The sequence below is a fragment of the Rheinheimera pacifica genome (assembly GCF_900108485.1).
Taxonomy (GTDB): Bacteria; Pseudomonadota; Gammaproteobacteria; order Enterobacterales; family Alteromonadaceae; genus Alishewanella; species Alishewanella pacifica.
This window is the reverse complement of sequence record NZ_FNXF01000014.1, coordinates 64,450-85,869: the sequence shown is the minus strand read 5'-3', so window position 1 is coordinate 85,869 and position 21,420 is coordinate 64,450. Positions and strand designations below refer to the sequence as shown.

14 protein-coding genes are annotated in these 21,420 nt (G+C 49.2%); 10 read left to right on the top strand and 4 right to left on the bottom strand.

Features of this window, described 5'->3' with window-relative positions; all coding sequences use genetic code 11:
- Positions 1-18: 18 nt before the first annotated feature.
- Positions 19-669, top strand: coding sequence for a cytochrome b/b6 domain-containing protein (locus BLW68_RS15875; protein WP_092795493.1), 651 nt, complete (start codon positions 19-21; stop codon positions 667-669).
- A gap of 17 nt (positions 670-686) precedes the next feature.
- Here BLW68_RS15875 and BLW68_RS15870 read toward each other — a convergent pair whose 3' ends face one another.
- Positions 687-1,139, bottom strand: coding sequence for a c-type cytochrome (locus BLW68_RS15870; RefSeq protein WP_092795490.1), 453 nt, complete (start codon positions 1,137-1,139; stop codon positions 687-689).
- 109 nt (positions 1,140-1,248) lie between these two features.
- Between BLW68_RS15870 and BLW68_RS15865 the strand changes: the two genes are divergently transcribed.
- The 4 genes from BLW68_RS15865 (at position 1,249) to BLW68_RS15850 (ending at position 10,406) form a co-directional block, all read left to right on the top strand.
- The gene (locus tag BLW68_RS15865) at positions 1,249-4,200 is read left to right on the top strand and encodes a bifunctional diguanylate cyclase/phosphodiesterase (RefSeq protein WP_092795488.1); all 2,952 of its coding nucleotides are present in this window, start codon (positions 1,249-1,251) and stop codon (positions 4,198-4,200) included.
- 21 nt (positions 4,201-4,221) lie between these two features.
- A complete protein-coding gene (locus tag BLW68_RS15860; protein ID WP_092795486.1) occupies positions 4,222-7,341 on the top strand; it encodes an amidohydrolase family protein in 3,120 nt (1,039 codons plus the stop codon).
- 11 nt (positions 7,342-7,352) lie between these two features.
- Complete coding sequence (locus BLW68_RS15855) at positions 7,353-8,657, top strand: amidohydrolase family protein (protein ID WP_092795484.1); 1,305 nt, start codon at positions 7,353-7,355, stop codon at positions 8,655-8,657.
- Between the two features lie 66 nt (positions 8,658-8,723).
- The gene (locus tag BLW68_RS15850; RefSeq protein WP_092795482.1) at positions 8,724-10,406 is read left to right on the top strand and encodes a M28 family metallopeptidase; all 1,683 of its coding nucleotides are present in this window, start codon (positions 8,724-8,726) and stop codon (positions 10,404-10,406) included.
- A gap of 167 nt (positions 10,407-10,573) precedes the next feature.
- Here the strand turns inward: BLW68_RS15850 and BLW68_RS15845 are convergent, their stop codons facing one another.
- A complete protein-coding gene (locus BLW68_RS15845; RefSeq protein ID WP_092795481.1) occupies positions 10,574-10,972 on the bottom strand; it encodes an SUI1 family translation initiation factor in 399 nt (132 codons plus the stop codon).
- Positions 10,973-11,129: 157 nt separating this feature from the next.
- On the opposite strand from BLW68_RS15845, the gene BLW68_RS15840 reads away from it, so the two are divergent.
- Both BLW68_RS15840 and BLW68_RS15835 read left to right on the top strand, forming a co-directional pair.
- Complete coding sequence (locus BLW68_RS15840) at positions 11,130-11,840, top strand: GAF domain-containing protein (RefSeq protein ID WP_092795479.1); 711 nt, start codon at positions 11,130-11,132, stop codon at positions 11,838-11,840.
- A 41-nt stretch (positions 11,841-11,881) separates the two neighbouring features.
- The gene (locus BLW68_RS15835) at positions 11,882-13,078 is read left to right on the top strand and encodes an amino acid aminotransferase (protein ID WP_092795477.1); all 1,197 of its coding nucleotides are present in this window, start codon (positions 11,882-11,884) and stop codon (positions 13,076-13,078) included.
- Positions 13,079-13,157: 79 nt separating this feature from the next.
- Here BLW68_RS15835 and BLW68_RS15830 read toward each other — a convergent pair whose 3' ends face one another.
- Positions 13,158-13,901, bottom strand: a complete 744-nt coding sequence (locus BLW68_RS15830) for a YciK family oxidoreductase (RefSeq protein WP_092795475.1) — start codon at positions 13,899-13,901, stop codon at positions 13,158-13,160.
- Positions 13,902-14,126: 225 nt separating this feature from the next.
- Here BLW68_RS15830 and BLW68_RS15825 point away from each other — a divergent pair, with 225 nt between their 5' ends.
- On the top strand, positions 14,127-16,484 hold the full coding sequence (locus BLW68_RS15825; protein ID WP_092795473.1) for a VolA/Pla-1 family phospholipase: 2,358 nt from the start codon (positions 14,127-14,129) through the stop codon (positions 16,482-16,484).
- 95 nt (positions 16,485-16,579) lie between these two features.
- A complete protein-coding gene (gene sohB, locus BLW68_RS15820) occupies positions 16,580-17,575 on the top strand; it encodes a protease SohB (RefSeq protein WP_092795565.1) in 996 nt (331 codons plus the stop codon).
- A 53-nt stretch (positions 17,576-17,628) separates the two neighbouring features.
- Here the strand turns inward: sohB and BLW68_RS15815 are convergent, their stop codons facing one another.
- Positions 17,629-18,963 (bottom strand): dicarboxylate/amino acid:cation symporter, encoded by a 1,335-nt coding sequence (locus BLW68_RS15815; RefSeq protein WP_092795471.1) that lies wholly within the window; start codon positions 18,961-18,963, stop codon positions 17,629-17,631.
- Between the two features lie 173 nt (positions 18,964-19,136).
- On the opposite strand from BLW68_RS15815, the gene BLW68_RS15810 reads away from it, so the two are divergent.
- On the top strand, positions 19,137-21,374 hold the full coding sequence (locus BLW68_RS15810; RefSeq protein ID WP_092795468.1) for a beta strand repeat-containing protein: 2,238 nt from the start codon (positions 19,137-19,139) through the stop codon (positions 21,372-21,374).
- Positions 21,375-21,420 lie beyond the last annotated feature (46 nt).

Genomic DNA, 21,420 nt, shown 5'->3' with positions numbered 1-21,420 from the left:
TAACGGAGACTACGCACAATGTCACAAAAAGTAAAAGTCTGGGATTTTGCCGTGCGGTTTTTTCACTGGAGCCAGGTTCTGTTGCTGGCAGGGCTGTGGTACACCGGTGAAGAAGGTTTAATGGCGCAGCATCAGTTACTGGCGTATACGCTGCTGGCGCTGGTGGTATCACGGCTGGTTTGGGGCTTTGTTGGCAGTCAAACCGCGCGTTTTAGCCAGTTTGCCGCTACTCCTGCTGCGGCTGTGCGTTACCTGCGTAAGCCGTATGCGGTTAATGGCCATAATCCGGCGTCTTTTTATATGATAGTGCTATTGATTGTGTTGGTACTGGTGCAATTGCTAACCGGGCTGGCTACCTTTGATAACAGTTATATGAGTGACGGCCCACTGGTCAGTTTGTTACCGGCAAGCTGGGTTGATATGGCCTCGGATATTCATAAAATCAATATCAATATTCTGCTGGCGGCGGTAGCTGTGCATGTTGTTGCGGCACTCTGGCACAGTATGCGGGTACATAATGTGCTGTGGGTCATGCTTAGTGGCAAAGACCATGCAGCAAGTACCTATACTGGCGGCGTAAAACACAGTGGCGTTTACTTTATTCTGTTTGGGTTGTTATTAGTGGTGTTGTATTTCTGGCAGGGGCATAAATTGCTGGCGCTGCTGTAAACAGCGCCGTGTCGCTCTTAGTTTTTGTATTCGTCGTGGCAGGCTTTGCAGTTGCGGGCAAAGCTGCCAAAGGCTTTACGTACTTCGGCCTGATCCATGCTGTCAGCCGCCGATTTTAATGCCAGTGCATCAGTTGCCAGTTTTTCGCCCCGGCTTTGAAAATCGCTTAGGTTCTTCCACACAGCAGCTTTGGCATCACCACCGCCTTGCTCGGCACCCGGTACCGTAAAGGCTTCCCATGGTAAGGTTGTTAGCGTAGCCAGTGCAGTAGCACGCTTGTTGACACGCTCTGCATCGTAACTGACGTCGCCTTTTAGCATATCAGCAATATCAGCCATATTATGGCGGATCAGCTGGAATGCAGATTGACGGTATTTCACGCTATCTTTGGCTTCAGTAAAGGCGCTGCCGGCAAAAGCAGAGGTAGATAGCAATGATACTAAAACGACAGTTAACAGGGGTTTTTTCATTGTTTCATTCTCTTTTGATGAATTAACATGCAATAATGATTGCGTCGTGTTGTTATAGAAAGCGATATCTTGCCAATAATCAATAGTTTTTTCAAAATCAGGCAGAGTAGTGAAGGACGTAAACTTTATTAAACCAACAGGAATGGACTCGCTGGGGCGCAAATTTGCGCTGGTGGTATTTCTTGCCATCGTTACTGCCGGTTTTGCTATAGGCTATGCAGTTATTTTGCTGCAAGAGACCAATGAATTTGAGCAACAACAGGTGGCTCTGAAACACAGTGCCACAAATCACGCTTTACAGCTGAACAAAAATTTTCTGCAAAAAGAACAAAAGGCTATTGCAGCTAATCAGGTTATTAGCCGCAGCCTTAGCCTGGCCTCGCTGTCTGGCGCCACCACTATGCAAGCCGCTGCTGATGGCAGTATCCGCGTGCAGGATGATTACTCCGGTGCTTTTGTCGCCGCGCAAAACTACAATGCCCGAGTTGCCGCGCTGTTTGATAAAACCGGCTTGTTGTGGCAGCAGCTTTCGCCACTGATGCTGCAAGAGTTTTTTAACTTCTATTTTATTTCCAAAGAGCAGTTTATCCGTATTTCACCGGCTGACTGGGCGTTGCAGGTAAGCACCCAGCATGATTTTAATCAGGATCTGTTTTACAACATCGCCACACCGGAGCAAAACCCGGCACGCCAACCACGCTGGACGCCTCTGTATTACGACAATATCTGGAAAAAATGGATGACCAGCCTGATCATTCCGGTTTATGTCAATGATGAGTTTGTTGGGGTTACCGGTACGGATTTTATTCTGCAGGATATTCTGGCCATGTTGCCACGCCAGGACGGCCGCCATAGTATGATTTTTGACAGCCAGGGCCAGATTATCAGCTCAGCCCGGCAGTTTTTGCGCACCGATCCGCCAATGAACACCCCTTTACAGGCCGACGCCGCCAGTGCTGACAGCCTGAGCCAGTATGCGCGTCAGTATGCTGCCAATCCGCGCCAAGTTATGCAGGCGCAAGCCCTGGCGCCGGAAAAGCTTATTGCGACCGATGTTGTCGAGCGCGCAGATTGGTACTTAAGTGTTTACGTTGATAAAGCCGATATTTCTACTGCTTTTAGTTCAGTGCGTTCCCGCCTGGTGCTGGTGTTTACTGCAGTGGCGTTGCTGGTGGCATTGTTTTTACAACTGGTTATTTATCATTTTATATTAAAGCGGATAAACCGCTTATCCGGTGCTATCAGTCGCTTATCCCGTGGCGACTTGGAACAGGTGCAACTGGATACACAAAACGATGAAATAGGTTTGCTTAATCAGGCCTTTGGCCGCATGTCTGATGAAATATCCACCTTAGTCAGTGGTTTAAATGCCCGGATAGAAGAAAAAGAACAGGCTGAGCGCTCAGCCAGAAAACTGAGTAAAGCGGTGTCTTTTTCCAGCTCGGGTATAGTGCTAACCGACCAGTTGCTGCGTATTGAATATGCTAACCCGTTTCTGACCGAGATGATTGGCACCACAACAGAGCAAATACATTTACAGCCGCTTGGCAGCTTATTTGCCGAAGAAATGTACCACGTGGCAGAGGAAATTCAGCAAACGCTGGCTGAGCGCCAACACTGGCGTGGTGATATGTTGTTGCAACATGCTGAGCGCCAGTTATGGGTGTCGCTGGCCATAGCGCCTATCCGCGATGAAAAAGGCGGTATAAGTAACTATGTTTGCGCCATGCAGGACATTTCTTTTATTAAGCAAAGCCAGAAAAAGATGGAGCAACTGGCGTACTACGACGTGCTGACCGGGCTGGCTAACCGCAGTTACTTCCGCGACCAGTTGCGTAAAGCCATTGCTATGTCGCACCGCGGCTACTACAGCTTTGCATTGTTATATTTTGATTTGGATGAATTTAAACGCATTAACGATACCCTGGGCCATGATGCCGGGGACGAATTATTAAAAGAAGTGGCCAAGCGGCTGATCAGTCGCCTGCGTGAAGAAGATACTATTGCCAGGTTGGGCGGCGATGAATTTGCTGTTATTTTAAGCGGCATTACCGACCGGGGCCAGGCGTCCAGCATTGCCGCGAATTTACAACAGGCATTTGCCGCGCCGGTAAAACTGGGTAACCATGAAGTGTCTATCAGTGCCAGCATTGGCATTACAGTAGCGCCGGAAGATGCCTCAGAAGAAGAACTGTTGCTCAAACATGCTGATTTAGCCATGTATGAAGCCAAAGCCCGCGGTAAAAACACCTTTCACTTTTTCAGCCATGACTTAAATGAAGCGGCCAATGAACGGCTGCTAATTGAAAACCAGCTGCGAGAAGCCATCCGTGAGCATCAGTTCCTGCTGTATTACCAGCCAAAAATTGATATTCGCGATAACAGCATTGTTGGCTATGAAACCTTACTGCGCTGGTTACGGCCAGACAATACCCTGGTGCCGCCACTGCGTTTTATTGGCGTGGCCGAAAGCACCGGGCTGATAGTGCAAATTGGCGAGTGGATTGTCTGGGAAGCCTGCCGGTTTTTATCACGCCAGCATAGCCGTGGCCATAATGTTACCTTGTCGATTAATTTATCTGTACGGCAGTTTAAAGATGATAACCTGCCGGAAATTGTTGAACGGATTTTACTGCGCACCGGTGCCAACCCGGCGTTTTTAATCTTTGAAATTACTGAAAGTATGTTGATGGGCGACACTGATGCGGCTATTAACCAGTTAAATCAGTTAAAGCGTCTCGGGGTGTCTTTATCTATCGACGACTTTGGTACAGGCTACTCTTCGCTTAGTTACTTAAAGCGTTTTCCGGTAGACGAGCTGAAAATAGATCGCTCGTTCGTCAAAGATATTCCTGATGATCGCAACGACATGGATATTGTTGCAGCGATTATTGCTATGGCGCAGAAGATGAATCTTCGCGTAGTGGCCGAAGGGGTAGAAACTGCCGAACAAGTTGAATTTCTAAGAAAAAATGCTTGCTATCAGGTTCAGGGTTACTACTTCAGCATGCCGCTGGCTGAGCAGGAGCTTAGTCGCCTGAACTACGTTATTAACAGTTAATTCTTAATTCAGGAACATGTTATGACTTCAGAGCGTTTGTCGCTGTTAAGCGCAGCGCTGCTGACGGTATTTGCCGCCAGTAGCCACGCCGACCAGACCAGCCCCTTGCAAGGTATCCAGGATAAAACCCCCAATTTAATCGCCCTGACCGGTGCCACTGTCTATACCGAACCCGGTAAAAAACTGGAAAATGCCACCGTATTAATTGCCGATGGCCGCATCAGCGCGGTAGGCAGCAGTGTAAAGGTGCCAGCGGGGTATCAGCAAATTGACGCCAGCCGCTATACGCTGTATCCGGGCTTTATCGATCCTTATACCCAATATGGTATTGAGGCAGCCAAGCCAGCCAAATCCGGCAGTTACCGTGATGCGCCGGTGTATAAAAATGAGCGCAAAGGTGGCAATGCCAGCAATGATGCCATCCATGCCCAGCAGCGTTGGGTAAGTGAATTTAAGCCTGATGCCAAAGCCGCAGAAGCCTTACGTAAGCTCGGTTTTACTGCTGCGCAGTCCGCCCGCTTTGACGGCATCTTCCGCGGTCAGGCTTTTGTCAGCTCCTTAGGTGAAGGCTTGCCCAATCAGTTGGTGTTAAAAGCCGATGGCCCGCAATTTATGGCTTTTAGCAAAGGCACGTCAAAGCAAAGTTATCCGTCATCGCTGATGGGCAGTATGGCGCTTATCCGCCAGACTTTAAGTGATGCCAACTGGTACAGCCAGGCTTACGGTAAAACCGATGTGCGTTATTTTAACCAGCCGGTCGAGTTTAATGTGGCGCTGCAAAGCCTGGCCAATATTAACCAGCAGGGCGCAGTGTTTGAAACCGGTGACGACAGATCGTTACTGCGTGCCCACCTGTTGTTAAACGAGTTCAAACTGAACAATGCCGCTATGGTGGGCTCAGGTTTTGAATATGTGCGGCTGGATGAAATTAAAGCCACCGGGCGCAGCCTCATTTTACCACTTAACTTCCCTGCTGCACCTGCTGTAGAGCAGGTGGCTGATCAACTGGATGTGAACCTGGCCGATTTACGCCACTGGGAGCGTGCACCGGCAAACGCTGCGGCCCTGGCGCAGGCTGGCGTGCCTTTTGCGCTAACCACCTACAAGTTAAAAGACACGAAAGACTTCTGGCCTAATTTACGCAAAGCTGTGCAGTATGGTTTATCTGCCGACACCGCTTTGGCTGCATTAACCACAGTGCCGGCCCGTTTGAGTGGTGTAGCCGACAAACTGGGTAAAATTGCCCCCGGTTATCAGGCTGACTTAGTACTGGCCAGCGGCGATTTATTTGCTGATGGTGAAATTGTGGCCACCTGGGTGCGTGGCCAGCAGCACAGCATTAAAGCCATAACCCCGGTAGACTTTGCCGGTGATTACCAGCTGTCTGTTGCGGGTAAGGCTATTAAAGTTACCTTAACCGGCCATGCCGATAAACTCAGTGGTTCTGCGGTGTTACAGGCTGGCGATGCTGCAGCAAAAAGTGTTAAGTTAGAGCATATTCACAGCCAGCAACAACTGTTGCAGTTTAACCTGAATCTGGCTGAGCTTACCGGCGATAAGCAGGTAGCGCAGTTTAGTGGCAAGTTAGCGGATAACAGCCTGACAGGTAAATGGCAGCTTGGCAGCAGCACCGAGTTGGTAACGGCACAGCGCCAGCCGCTGACAGAAAGCCCGGCCAAAACCGCAGCCAGCAAGCCTGACACCGTTATGCTGTCTAAATTAACCTTTCCCAACCGGGCTTACGGCTTACCGGCCTTAGCTAAACAACAGAATGTGCATATTAAAAATGTCACAGTATGGACTGCAGAAAAAGACGGCATCCTTGAAAATACCGACGTGATAGTGCGCAACGGCAAGTTCGATAAAATTGGTAAAAACCTGGGCACCCCAGGTGGTTTTGACGTTATCGACGGCACCGGCATGCACCTTACACCCGGTATTATTGACGAGCACTCGCATGTCGCTATTGAGGCCGGTGTCAATGAAGGTACCGACGCAGTAACATCAGAGGTGCGTATTGCCGATGTAATAAACCCGGAAGATATTAACCTTTACCGTGGTTTAGCCGGTGGTACCACTACCGCACAGCTGTTGCACGGCAGTGCCAACCCTATTGGTGGCCAGGCGCAGGTTATTCAGTTCCGTTGGGGCGAAAATGCTCAGGGGCTGAAAATGAAAGCCGCACCGCCAAGCATCAAATTTGCCCTGGGTGAAAACGTTAAACAATCTAACTGGGGCGATGCCTTTACCGAGCGTTATCCGCAAACCCGTGTTGGCGTTGAAACCACCATTCGTGATGCTTTTGTTGCCGCCAAAGAGTATAAAGCCAAACTGGCCGCTTACGACAAGTTGTCTAAACGCCAGCGTGAGCAGGTCGCACCGCCACGTATTGATTACCGCTTAGAAGCCCTGGTAGAAATTCTGGATAAGCAGCGCTTTATTCATACCCACTCTTATGTCGCGTCAGAAATTCTGATGCTGATTGAGCTGGCCGATGAAATGGGCTTTAACATCACTACCTTTACTCACATTCTGGAAGGCTATAAAACCGCTAAAGAAATGCAGGCCCATGGTGCCAGCGCTTCTACCTTTGCCGACTGGTGGGCGTATAAAATGGAAGTGCAGGATGCCATTCCAACCAACGCCTGTTTAATGGCCGAGCAAGGGGTAAATGTCAGCATTAACTCAGACGATGCCGGTTTACAGCGCCGGCTGAACCAGGAAGCGGCTAAATCAGTGATGTACTGTGGTATGGACGAGCACGAAGCGCTGAAAATGGTCACCATTAACCCGGCGATGCAGCTGAAAATAGACAGTGTTACCGGTTCAATTAAAGCCGGTAAGCAGGCCGATTTTGTGCTGTGGAACACCCATCCGCTATCGGTATACAGCCAGGCACAACAAACCTGGATTGAAGGCACTAAGTACTTCGATATCAATACGGATAAACAACTGCAACAACAGCTGGAAGCTGAAAAAACCGCGCTGATCCAAAAAGTGCTGAGCGCAGATGACAGCGCTAAAGCCGGCAGCAAAGATGCTTATAAGCAGGATGAACCAGAATGGCACTGTGAAGATCAGGGCGATTGGTGGAACATCGGCAGTTATATTCATAGCCACGTTCATGGCCACAAACACTAAGGAGCAGCAGCATGAAACTTTCTAAAACCTGTTTAAGCCTGTTTGCTGCCTTAGCGGGCAGCCTGGGCGGTACACAAGCGCTGGCGCACGATATGGTGCCGGGTAAAGCCGCCGAAGGCCCGTTACTGTTAACCGGCCTGACAATTCATACCGTAACCGATGGCGTAAAAACCGACAGTGATATATTAATTGTGGACGGTAAAATTGCGGCTGTGGGCCAAAACCTGAGCGCGCCGCAAGGCGCAACGGTGCTTGCTCTGGACGGTAAGCACCTGTATCCGGGCCTGATAGCCCTGGCTAACCAGCTGGGCTTAATTGAAATAGAGGCTGTACGCTCTACCGACGACTCGCGTGAGGTAACCCAGACTAACCCGGATATTAAAGCTAAAGTGGGCTACAACGCCGACTCAGAGGTTATCCCAACCATTCGCAGCAATGGTTTTGCCTACAGCATGATTTACCCCGACGGCAGTATGCTGATGGGGCAGTCCAGCCTGATGCAGTTAGATGCGTGGAATTATCAGGATGCGGTAGTCGCTGACGGCACCGGTTTGCATGTGCGCTGGCCTAATGCCAGTACGCTGGGCTCGCGCTGGAACCCAAAACCGGCCGACGAAGTGCGCAAAGCCAATGCTGAGCAACTGGCTAAACTACAGCAGTATTTTCAGGCAGCAAAAGCATATTATGATGCTGAGCAAGCCGGGTTAAACAGAGGCATAGACTCGCGCTGGCATGAAATGCTGGCCGTGTTTAAAGGTGAACGGCCACTGTTTGTGCATGCCGATGACGAGAGGCAAATTCGCCAGGCTATGTTACTGGCTAAAGAGTACAACCTTAAGCTGACTATTGTTGGTGGCCGCGACAGTTGGCGCCTGGCCGATGAGCTGGCAGCAGCTAAAGTGGCAGTTATTTACACTGCTCCTTATGGTTTACCCAGCCGTGGCGATGAAAACTACAGCCGGGCTTTTACCGTGCCGAAAACCTTGCAGGATGCCGGTGTTAACTACGCGTTGTCGCTGGACGGTTACTGGGATACCCGCAATCTGGTATTTGCCGCCGGCCAGGCCATAAGCTTTGGGTTAACACCAGAGCAGGCGTTACGTTCTGTTACCATTAATGCCGCGCAAATTGCAGGTGTTGCCGATAAAATTGGCAGCATTGAAGTGGGCAAGGCAGCCAGCCTGGTAGTGTCTGAAGGCGATATTTTCGATTATCTCGGCCACAAAGTCACCCATCTGTGGATTGGCGGCCGGGAAGTTGACTTAAACAACCGCCATAAGCAGTTACACAACAAATATAAGCAACGGATAAACTAAGCTGAGTCTGTTGCCGTAAAGTCAGTGCCAGCTCATGCTGGCACTGTTGTTTTTAAAGGAAACCCTATGAAAAGCAAATTTATACCCGCTGCATTGCTATTGGCAGTAGTAGCCGGTTGTGCTGCAACGCAGTCATCAGTTCCAGCCCCCGCTGCTACGGCGGCAAGCGCGAAAGCAATAGAAGCCCATATGCAGTTTTTGGCCGCAGATGAGCTGGCCGGGCGAGAAACCGGTAGTAAAGAGCATGAAATTGCCTCGTTGTATATTGCCACGCAATTACAGGCACTGGGCCTGGAGCCTGCCGGTGACAATGGCAGCTATTACCAGCGTGTGCCGCTGCGCCAGGCGCGGTTAGCACAGGAAAGCGCGAAATTTACCCTGCATACCGATGGCAAAGATACCCAACTTAGTTACCCCAAAGCCTTTTTTACCGGCCCGAGTTTGCAGTACACCCAAACCGATATTACCGCACCGCTGGTGTTTGCCGGTTATGGCATGGTATCGGAAGAATTTGGTTTAAATGACTACGCTAATCTGGATGTAAAAGGCAAGATAGTGGTGCTGCTAACTGGCCGGCCGGAAAGCCTGCCAAGCGAAGAAGCTGCGCACTTAAGCAGCCAGAAAACCCGTTTAGCAGCAGAGCGCGGTGCAGTAGGTATTATTACCCTACACACCCCGGCACAGGAAAAAGTGCGGCCTTATGCCAACAGCCTGTTGTATTTAAATACGCCCGGCATGGAGTGGCTGCAAGCCGATGGCACGCCGGCCGACAGCTTCCCGGATTTAAAAGGTGGAGCCTACGTGCATCATGAAGCCGCTGCTGCACTGTTTGCCAAAGCGCCGCAATCGCTGGCGGATATTTTTACCCAACTGGAAAATAAGCAGAACCCTGTGGGATTTCAGCTTGGTGTATCGGCTACCTTAAGCCGTAGCAGCAGCCATGAAGATATTTCCAGCCCCAACGTTATTGCGGTATTACCGGGTTCGGATCCTGTACTGAAAGACGAGTACGTTGTGGTCACGGCGCATTCTGATCATATTGGCTACAGCAACGACTTACGCATCGAAGATAAAATTAACAATGGCGCTATGGATAACGCTGCCGGTGTGTCTATTTTACTGGAAACTGCGCGTTTATTTGCCCAGTTGCCGGTAAAACCAAAGCGTTCGATTTTGTTTGTGGTGGTAACCGGTGAAGAAAAAGGCTTGCTCGGCGCCGATTACTTCGCGCACTTTCCAACCCGGCCAATAGATAAACTGGTGGCTAACGTTAACCTGGATATGCCGGTATTACTGTATCCGTTTGCCGATATGATCGCTTTTGGTGCTAACCATTCATCGCTGGGTAAAGTGGTAGAAAACGCCGCAGCGAAAGAGGGCATAGCGCTAAGCGCCGATCCTATGCCGGAGCAGGCTATTTTTACCCGTTCAGATCACTATACGCTGGTGAAAAAAGGCGTACCGGCAGTGTTCTTAATGACCGGTTTTAAATCGCAGGATCCAAAGCAGGATGGCGGTAAAATCTGGGCCAGCTTTTTTGCTAAGCACTATCATAAGCCATCAGACGATATTCCAAGCCTGATTAAAGACTACGGGGCAATCCGCTATGACGCTGGTGCGGTGTTTGCCAATATTAACTTTAATATTGCGCTGGATATTGCCAACACCACCCAGCGACCTTACTGGTTAAAAGACAGCTTTTTTAATGGCGCCGTTGGTCAGCCGTATAATCGTGAAGCGGTGAAGTAAGGCAGCACAACGTTTTGTGCTCCGGACTCGAACCGGTTTGCTCACGCTAACGCGCCGTAAACCCGTCCGTGGGGGCTCGACTCAGGCATCCATGCCTTCAACGGTTAGCTTAGAGCAAGCCGGTTCTCTTCTCGCTGAGAGATAATGAACCGGCACTTTTGCGTCTATCAACCACCGGCCCATTTAGTTTTAAAACCCTCGGCCTGTAATAACTGCTCTACCAGCTCGCGTTTATCACCCTGGATTTCAATCACGCCATCTTTTACCGCACCGCCACAGGCACATTTCTTTTTCAGTTTCGCTGCCAGCAACACCAGTTCGTCATGCGGTTTGGCAATACCACTAATAGTCAGCACAGCTTTGCCACCACGGCCTTTGGTTTCGCGCCTTATGCGTACTGCGCCATCGGCAAAAGCTTCTGCCACCGGTTTGGCTGCGGGTTTTGCATTTATTTTGCCGCTGTCGGTGCTGTACACCAGATTGGGATCGTCTTTTACTGCAGCAGTTGCACCTGCCGGGTTCATTTTGGCCTGCCAGTCGGCCAGAGAAATTTTATTGCCTGCCATAAGTGGGTTCGCTTACTTCGCTTACTTTACAGAACTGTCAGCTTAAACATCCACTTAAGCCGCGGCAACAATTTCCTGAACTTGTTGCCGGCTGGCTTGGTTTTTTAACCGCTTCTGGTAGAATGTTTACCAATTTTTAGAAATCTGGATGGCTATAATGTCACGAGATGCTGTTTCTGTATCAGACTATGTTGCACGCGCCGGCATACAGGCGTATCTGGGCGACGTTTCACCGGCGGCTTTTGCTGAAAAAGTACAACAGCGCCAAACCGAACTGCAGGCTTTTTTAACAGCAACAACTGCACCAGCGGTGCAATGGCAATATAAAGTACCGGAGTTAGGCGAGGGCGGTGCTTGCTCGCTGTTTGGTCAACTGGCAGATGAGCCCTATGATTTAACGGCAATTCTGGGTGGGCAAAACGCGGCCAATCAGCACGCACTTGCGCAACTAAGCCTTATTGCCGCATTTTACCGTGAACATTCTGCACTGGACTGGTTTGGTATTTATCAGGCCCGTACCAACGGCGCCGGTGAGGCTGTGCTAGTAAAACTGGCTTATTATGGTGCGCCATCAAGGGCTGAATTTCCGTTAAATAGCGAATTTGCCAAAATCAGCAATAACAGTACGGTAGGTTTAAGCGGCAAAGCCAAAGTTATTAATGATGTGGCGGCTTATTTAGGCACAGGCGGGGAGTATTACACCTGCGATCCTAAAGTGCAGGCAGAGGCCTGTTTGCCTCTGTTTAACCAATCAGGCAAAATAGCCGGCATTGTCGATGCAGAAGATTTTAATAAAAACGTATTTACGGCGGATGCTTTGGCTTTGTTGGTGGCGGTATGTTTAACCGTGCCGGCGTATTTACCATAACCGTAGCTTTTTTCATGCAACTTTAACTCAGGTAGAACACTATGTTTGCTCAGTTACAACCGGTGGCAACCGATCCAATTCTAGGTTTAATGGCAGCCTATAAAGAAGACCCAAACCCGAACAAAGTAGACCTCGGCGTAGGGGTGTATAAAGACGAGCAAGGCCATACGGCGGTACTGAAGTGCGTAAAAGAAGCTGAAGCACTGCGCCTGAAGCAGGAAGACAGCAAAACCTATATCGGTATGGCCGGTGATTTGGGCTTTAATGCCCATATCGAAAAACTGGCGTTTGGCATTGGCCACAAAGTATTGCTGGCCAACCGTGTTACGACAGCACATACACCAGGCGGCACAGGCGCGCTACGTGTAGCTGCTGAGTTTATTAAAAAAGCCAACCCGAATGCGACTATTTGGGTAACCAGCCCAACCTGGGCTAACCATATCTCTATGTTTAAAGCCGCTGGCCTGAACGTAAAAGAATACACTTATTACGATTATGACACCAAAGGCCTGAACGAAGACGCTATGTTTGCCGAGCTTGCTACAGTGCCGGCCGGCGATGTAGTGCTGGTGCACGCTTGTTGCCACAACCCCAGCGGGATGGATTTAACCTTTGCCCAGTGGCAGCGTTTTACTGATATCGCCAAAGAGCGTGGTTTTACGCCTTTAGTTGATATGGCGTATCAGGGGTTTGGTACCGGCCTGGATGAAGACGCCAAAGGCTTGCGCTATCTGGCAGATAATGTTGATGAGATGATTTTGTGCAGTTCGTGCTCAAAAAACTTTGGACTGTATCGTGAGCGTATTGGTGCAGTATCTATCGTTGCAGTAGATAGCAAAGTAGCGGATGTTGCCAAAGTAAACCTGTTAAGTGTAGTGCGCAGTATTTATTCTATGCCACCGGCACATGGTGCCATTATTGTCGCCAATATTCTTGATAGCAACGAGCTGACCAGCTTATGGCATCAGGAACTGGCCGAAATGCGTAATCGCATTAACAACTACCGCCAGCTGATTATCGACACCCTGGCCGCTGAAGGTGTGCAGCAGGATTTCAGTTTTATTACCCGTCAGCACGGTATGTTCAGCTTTTTAGGTATTAACAAAGCGCAAATTGATCGCCTGCGCAGCGAGTTCAGCATTTATATGGTGGGTTCAAGCCGGGTCAGTATCGCTGGTTTAAACCACAGCAATATTAATTACTTCGCTAAATCGGTGGCAACAGTATTAAAAGGCTAGGCTGGTTTTATACAGCAAAGTAAGTAAATGAAAACGGCCTCTTGCGCCTTACAGCGCAAGAGGCCGTTTTGTTATGCAGCTATTTTACCTGTGCATCTATAGTCTGGCCGTTAACAGTAATGCTGTCGTCACTCATCAGATAAACATAAAGCCACATTAAATCTGCCGGTGTTTTTAACAGGTTAACATCCTCGCCCGGATAGGCACGGCTGCGCATTTTAGTGCGGGTCGCGCCCGGGTTTATACAGTTTACCCGTATGGTGCTGTTATCATACTCATCTGCAATAACCTGCATCAGGCCTTCAGTGGCAAACTTAGATACCGCATAAGGGCCCCAGAATGCTCGGCCTTTGCGGCCAACGCCGGAAGAGGTAAAAACGACAGATGCGTGAGCGGACAATTTCAGTACCGGCATTAATGCCTGTGTCATCAGCATTGGGGCGGTGACATTAACCTGCATAATGTCTTGCCAGGTGGGTAAGTCAATATGTTCAAACGGGCTTAGCACACCCAGAATGCCGGCGTTATGCAGCACACCGTCCAGTTTGCCGAATTCAGCGGTAATAGTGGCAGCCATATCGCGGTAATGTTTCGCGGTAGCACCTTTTAAATCAAGTGGCACTATGGCCGGCTCTTTACCACCACTGGCCACTATTTCATCATAAACCGCAGTTAGCTTGCTGACTGTTTTGCCCAGCAGGATAACGCTGGCACCGAAACGGGCATAGGTTAATGCGGCCTCTTTACCAATACCATCCCCGGCACCGGTAACTAAAATTACTTTGTCTTTTAATGCATCTGTAGCTGCTTGATAATTGTGCATAAAATGTCACCTGTTGCTGCAAAAACGGCGAAAGCATACGCCCAAATGGGGCTATTTGCACCTTTCTTCGTTTATTCTGTATTTTTCAGCTAGCGATTTTGCCTGGTTTGAGTTAACTTTAACTGGTCGTAGCTGTTACCGGCTATATATACAACAGGTTTCCAATAAGCAAGGTAAGTTTTTGCTTTGCATATAAAAAATAAGAGACAGGATAGGGGAGAAACTATGAATAAGCTGACACTGAGTGTGGCTGTTGCTGTTGCATTAGGTTTAACCGGATGTGGCGGTGATTCTTTAGATGATATTAAGCAAGATACCGGCAACAACACTGTTAAACCATATTCCAGAGTAGTATTCGATCCGGGTGCCGCCACACCAAGACTGTCTGTGCCAAATGATTTACTGTTTCAGGGCACAACGGATGGCACGTTAACCACTGACTCTGGTGCTGAGCCTAATTACACTAACCCACAGGTGGCGTTAGGTGCATTAGATGGCTGGTCTACGCAAAGCCCTTATTCTATTGCTGTAGATTTAGCACCAGGTGCGGCTTTAGAGCCAGGCTCTGTGCAACAGCCCGGTGCGGTTTTGCTATTTGAAGTGGTGATGCAAGGCCCTACTTCAACAGTAGAAGAGTGCAGAACAGCGAACCAGGGTTTTGCTTGTAAAGTTGTGGCAGAGCTAACCTTTGGTCAGGATTTTGTTACTACTGTCAGTGGTAACAGCATAGCTGTGGTGCCACTGCGGCCGCTGAAACCCGCTACCACTTATATGACAGTACTGACGTCATTAATTGAAGACAATAATGGTAACTCTGTTGCGCCTTCAACCTCTTATGAGCTGGTAAAACAAGACGACGAAACACTGCCGTTGGGCACACCAGCGCAATTATCGTTACAAAGGCTGATCAATAGTTTTGAAGACGTTATTGAGGCTGAAGGCGTTGACCGCGACAGCATTATCTACACTGCGGCAATGACTACACAATCGATCTCAAATGTGCTGGCAACGGTAAAATCATTAATGGCCGCCCCGGGTTCGCCTTATGCGCCATCTGCGCTTGAAGTGGCCGCTGTCGCGCCGGTATCAATGATTCCGGGAACTCCGCTTACCGGTAATCCGTCTTTTGATAATGTGATGCTGTATCGCGGCAGTTTTAACCTGCCGTATTATTTAGGAGCACAAACCGGCAGCGCACCTTCAGCACCATTAAGCACCCGCTGGTCAGCGGCCTGCGATAGCGGTGCTATTTTGGCTCAGGCCCCTGCAGGTACTATCCCTGCTGCACCACAATCCCAGAATGATGGTGTCTGTATGGCATTAACGGCGCAACAGCCCGTGCAGTTACGTGATCTTGGTCTGGATAGCCGCCGCCACCTGACGAAATTTAACCCGATCCCAAAAATCAATTCGTTTCAATCGGTTGACGTTATTATGACGGCGCCGAATGCACCAGCACCAGCTGCTGGCTGGCCGGTAGTGATATTGGCGCACGGTATTACCTCTTGCAAAGAAAATATGCTGGCGGTTACGGCAGCGTTAACTCAGCAGGGTTTTGCTACAGTAGCGATTGACCAGCCTTTACATGGTTCACGTGGTTTTATCGATATTAATGCTTCAGGTACAGGTTGTGGTGTAGCCAATGGCAATGCCACCGTGTACATGAACCTGTCTAACTTACTGGTTACCCGCGACAACTTACGCCAAAGTATTGCTGATACGCTGGCGCTGCGTTTAGCACTGAACAGCATTGACGGTATTAGCCTGAATATGGCCAATGTTCAGTTGCTGGGTATGTCACTGGGCTCTATCACAGGCTCATCCGCGGTGGCCGTTGCCAATACACCTTCAGGTATTACCGCGGTTGATGCTGCATACAATATGAAATCTGCTGCCTTATCTGTACCAGGTGGTGCGGTAGCCAATTTCCTGCTTGAATCTGGCAGTTTTGGTGCATTGATCCGTGCCAGTGTTATTCTGGGGGCAGACACCCTCAAGCCTGGTTTTGTCGATTACCTGGAAGATGAAAGCCCCTGTATGGCAGTGGCGGCAAATCCGGCCAGTTTTACCGGCTGTGCTGCGCAATACGTTGATGCCTATTTAGCCAGCCTGGCCCAGAGCGAAAGTACTGCTGCCACTCTGGCAGCTATCAGGGCGACTATCTCTCAGTTTGCCTTTGCAGCGCAAACTATTACCGATGCCGGCGATCCAAACAACTACGCCCAATTACTGGTTGCCAGCCAGACCCCGGTGTACATTGCAGAAGTGATTGGCTCGGGTATTAACTCTGCTACCTCTGATCGGGTTATTCCAAACCAGACTGTGGGTATGCCGTTGGGCGGTACTGAGCCGCTGGCCAGACTGCTGGGCGCTACCGCTATTAACGCCGTTGCCGGGCCGCAGCAACTGGCAGGCAATGTTATTGCCCGCTTTACTGCCGGCTCTCACAGCTCGTTACTGGACCCAGCTGCTGGCAGTGCGGCCGCTACGGTTGAAATGCAAACCCACGTAGCATCTTTCCTGGCTACTCAGGGGGCGGCAGTGGTTGTTGCTAACCCGGCAGTATTAGCGCCTGCTAATTAAGTTGTACTGTTCTATCATGTAAAGCCCGGTTCGCCGGGCTTTTTCTTTTTGCCAAAGCCGTTACAATGCAGCAAAACTTTATTGAGGAGCCTGTCTTGGAGTTTATATACGAATATGGGATGTTTCTGGCCAAAGCGGTAACGCTGGTAGCGGCCGCAGCTTTAATTATTGGTTTAATCGCCGGTGCCGCTGCGGGTAAAGCCAGGCCGAAAAAAGGCCAACTGCAATTTACCGATTTAACGGCGCAGTACAAGGCCGTAACTGAAGATATGCAGCAGCAGTTACTGGATAAAAAACAGTTTAAGCAGTGGCAAAAAACACAGCAGAGCAAAAAGGCAGAAACCAAACCCAGACTGTTTGTGGTTGATTTTCATGGCAGTATGGACGCACGCGAGGCCGAGTCGCTACGCGAAGAAGTGACTGCAATACTGGCTGTTGCCGGCAAGGAAGATGAAGTATTACTACGTCTGGAAAGCGGTGGCGGCGTAGTGCACGGCTATGGCCTGGCTGCATCGCAGCTTGACCGTTTGCGTAAAGCTGAGGTAAGCCTGACGGTTGCCATCGATAAAGTGGCTGCCAGCGGCGGCTATATGATGGCGTGTATTGGTCATAAAATCCTGGCGGCACCTTTTGCCATTGTCGGTTCTATCGGCGTTATTGCGCAATTGCCTAACTTTAATAAGTTATTAAAAAAAGGCCATATCGATTTTGAGCAATTTACTGCCGGAGAGTACAAACGTACCGTAACCCTGTTTGGTGAAAACAACGACAAAGGGCGGCAGAAATTTCAGCAGGAACTGGAGCAAACGCATCAGTTGTTTAAACAGTTTGTACAGGATCACCGGCCACAGCTGGATATAGATCAGGTTGCCACCGGTGAGCACTGGTTTGGCTACCAGGCTTTGCCGCTTAAACTGGTGGATGAGATCCAGACAAGTGATGCTTATTTATTGTCGCAAATGTCACAGCGTGATCTGTTTCAGGTGCGGTATCAGCTGCGCAAAGGTATTGCTGAAAAAGTCGGTATCGGTTCGGCAAATATTTTATCGGTGTGGTGGCAAAAACTGATGCAGCAATCAAGGCTAGGGTAGCAGGCAGCGTACACTGCCTGCTTAGCGACTAGCGCAGATGAGCAGTTTAGCGGTTAGCGCAAATGATGAAAATCGACGCTTTCTTCTTTGCTTCCGGCGTTAATGTCATTAAAGACATTAACGTCGAACTCATTCTCACTTTTACCCACAATACACGACACCATCGCATCGCCGGTAATATTCACAGCGGTGCGGGTCATATCCAATAAGCGGTCCACGCCAATAATCAGTGCAATACCTTCTACCGGTAAACCAACCTGCTGCAACACCATAGCCAGCATAATCAGACCTACACCAGGTACACCTGCGGTGCCGATAGATGCCAGCGTGGCGGTAACTATTACCATTAAATAGTCGGTTAATGTCAGGTCAACCACAAATACCTGAGCGATAAATACCGTAGCCACGCCCTGCATTATTGCCGTACCATCCATATTAATAGTGGCGCCAAGCGGCACGGTAAAGGAGGCTATGCTGTTTTTAACCCCCAGCTTTTTGGTTACCGCTTCCATGGTAACCGGCATCGTAGCGTTGCTGCTGGAGGTGCTAAAACCAAACAGGGCTGCATCACGCATTTTGCGAAAGAAAATAAGCGGGTTCAGGCCGGTAAGCAGCTTTAATATCACGCCATAAGTAACCAGGCCGTGCAGTATCAGCACTGTCATTACCACGCCAAAGTACTTTATCAGGCTGGCGATAGTTTCAAAGCCCAGCGTGGTAAACAGTTTTGCCATCAGAAAGAACACACCATAAGGTGCCAGATTCATCAGCAGGGTTACCAGCTTCATAATGACTTCGCTAAGATCATTAAAAACAGCCGCCAAACGCTCACCAGCTTTGCCACTTAATGCCATTGCCAGGCCAAACAATACAGCAAAAACAATAATTTGCAGCATATTGCCCGAAGCCATTGACTCAATAGGGTTGCTGGGGAAAATATTAATAAATACCTGAGATAACGGCGGCGCTTCGCTCACATCAAAGCTGGCATCAGAGTGCATTTCGACACCTTTACCCGGGCTTATCAGCAAGGCAGCAAAAATAGCCAGAGTAATGGCTATAGCTGTTGTTACCATGTAGAGGCCGATAGTTTTGCCACCCAGCCTGCCCAGGCTTGACGTGTCAGACAGTGAACAGGTGCCACACACCAGAGACACAAATACCAGCGGCACAACCAGCATTTTTAAACTGGCAATAAAGATCTCGCCACCAATATGAAAAATACCGTCAATAAAGAATGTTTTAAGTGGCAGCTCCATCCCCAGAATATACAGTATCCGTTCATCCTGGCCTGCAAGCAGCCATTTGAAGAAAAAGCCGACCAAAATACCTGCCGCCATACCAATTACAATACGGGCAGTTAACCCAAGTTTTTTATTTCCTGTCATAACATCAGACTAGTTTTAATTAAGCAGTGGCACTAAGCCTAACAGGTTGGCTTCTGGAAAGGCAGATTGCGCTGGTTTTTTTTTGAGAATAGCTATCACGCTTGCCAGATTATTGGTTTAAGATGCAGAATTAACAAAAACTATATAATAAAAAAACAGCTTGGGAGAGTTTAATGCGAAACGTTCAGCAACTTATCGTTGCGCTGCTTTTAACTATGTTAGCAGCCTGCGGTGGCGGTGGTACTCTTGACTCTGACGGCGGCACAGGTGGTGGCAGCACTACACCCGTTTACCGTGTAGCTTTAACCATAACTAACTCTGCAGGCACTGCTGCAACAGCATTATCTCAGGCAACCCCTTTAACAATAACCGCAACGCTGACGGCGACAAATAGCGGTAATATTGCCAATCAGGTTATCAACTTCGCCCTTAGTGATACCGAGCTGGCCGTGTTGGGTAATGCTGCTGGCACTGCACTGACTAATAGTAACGGTGTCGCAACTATCAGCCTGCTGGTTGGTAGTAAAAGCGGCGCGGGTACTGTATCCGCTATTTTTGCTGGAGCAACGGCTAATGCTGGTTTTACCTCTGCCGGTGATGGCGGGGAACAGGTTGGGGTGACAGTAGGGTCGGTTGCATTAATTGCTGATAGCTTGCTGTTAGGCTCTGGGGCGTCCGCTAAAATAGAACTGACGGCACTGGTTCGTGATGCCAATAACGTTGTTGTGCCTGGCGTTCCTGTTACCTTCGCAAGCGACTCCGGAGAATTAGTGCAGGTTGATGCAGTAACTGCCGTTAACGGCACTGCGAAGGCTACTCTGACGACTCAAACCAACAAAAACAACCGCGATATTGTGATTACTGCACGCGTACAACAGCAAACATCACGGTTAACCGTAGCGGTGTCTGGCACTTCAATTGAGGTAGCTGCCCCTAATTCAGTGGTGCTGGGGGATACAACATCAATAGATGTATTCTTAACAGACTCAAATGGCATTGGTATTCCAAACACCGAAGTTGAAGTAGCGTCAGCTCTGGGTAATACCTTAAGCGATACCAGCCCGGCAACAGTTGGCTCGGCCGGCAAGGCCAGTTTTACTTATACTGCAGTGAATCCCGGTACCGACAGACTGACGGTTACCGCCTTAGGCGCAACCAGCACAATTACTCTAAATGTTAGCGCGGATGAGTTTGCATTTGTGGCTGGCGCAAATGAAGCTGCAGTGCTTGAAATTAATTTGAATACGGCTCAGGAGCTTGCAGTAGAGTGGTTGGTTAACGGCACAGCTAATGTGGGTGAAAATATCGTATTTAATACTACCCGTGGTGCAATTGCCGATGCTGCAGCTAATCTGGGGAATGCTGTAACTGCTCAGGATGTGACAGACGCGAATGGTCTGGCACACACTTTTGTACGTTCGCAATTTGCAGGCCTGGCAACAATCAGTGCAACTGGCGGCGTGGGTGAGGATGCTGTTAGCGCGAAAAAGGTAGTGGAGTTTGTTGCTGTTAACCCGACAAAAGTTGAAACCCAGGCATTCCCGGCCCAGATTGGTGCTGGCGAGTCCAGCGCTATACGCGCCATCGTTCGTGATGTTAACAATAATCCGGTAAAAAACCAGGTTGTTGTTTTCTCTCTGGATAACGCCGCTGGTGGTGTTATTAGTACCGGTACTGCTGTAACTAACTCTCAGGGTATAGCCTCTACAGTGTTTACAGCTGACGCTAATACCGGCGCCGGTGTTGAAGGCTTGAATCTGGTTATTAAAGCGGCATTACAAAACAACAACGCTATATCGGATGAGACAGATATTGCAGTGGGTAAACGTACATTGTTTTTCCGTTTTGGTACGGGCAACGTTATTACTAAACCCAGTATCAGCACTTATGCAAAACAGTTTTCTGTTATCGTAACTGATAGTTCAGGCAACCCCGTACAGAATCAGTCGCTGAATGTCTCTGTTGCGCCGGTTGCATACAGGAAAGGGTATTGGGTTGAATCTCCACCAGCGCCTGCAGCTTTTAAAGTTTGGGTCCCGTTTGTCACTGTTCGTGACGCAAACAATTTGCCACTTGATTGTGTAAGCGAAGATGCAAATTTAAATGGTATGATCGATGCCGGAGAAGATATCAATGGGGACGGTCTGTTAACGCCGGGAAATCCTGTAACGGTCCCTGCAACTGTTACCGCAGATGAGAATGGGATAGCGGTGTTTAACATTATTTACCCTCAGGATGTCGGAGCCTGGTTAGATGTCAGACTGCAGGTATCAGGTTTTGCTGCCGGTACTGAGAATGTGACCTATCGTAATTATGGTTTACCGGTGTCATCTGAAGATACCACCAACGAGACATCTGCTCCTGCTGCAAATCCTTACGGGGTTGCTGCAAGTTGTGCAATAGCAAACTGATAAAATGCAGTAACCAAAAAAGGGAGCTAAATCAGCTCCCTTTTTT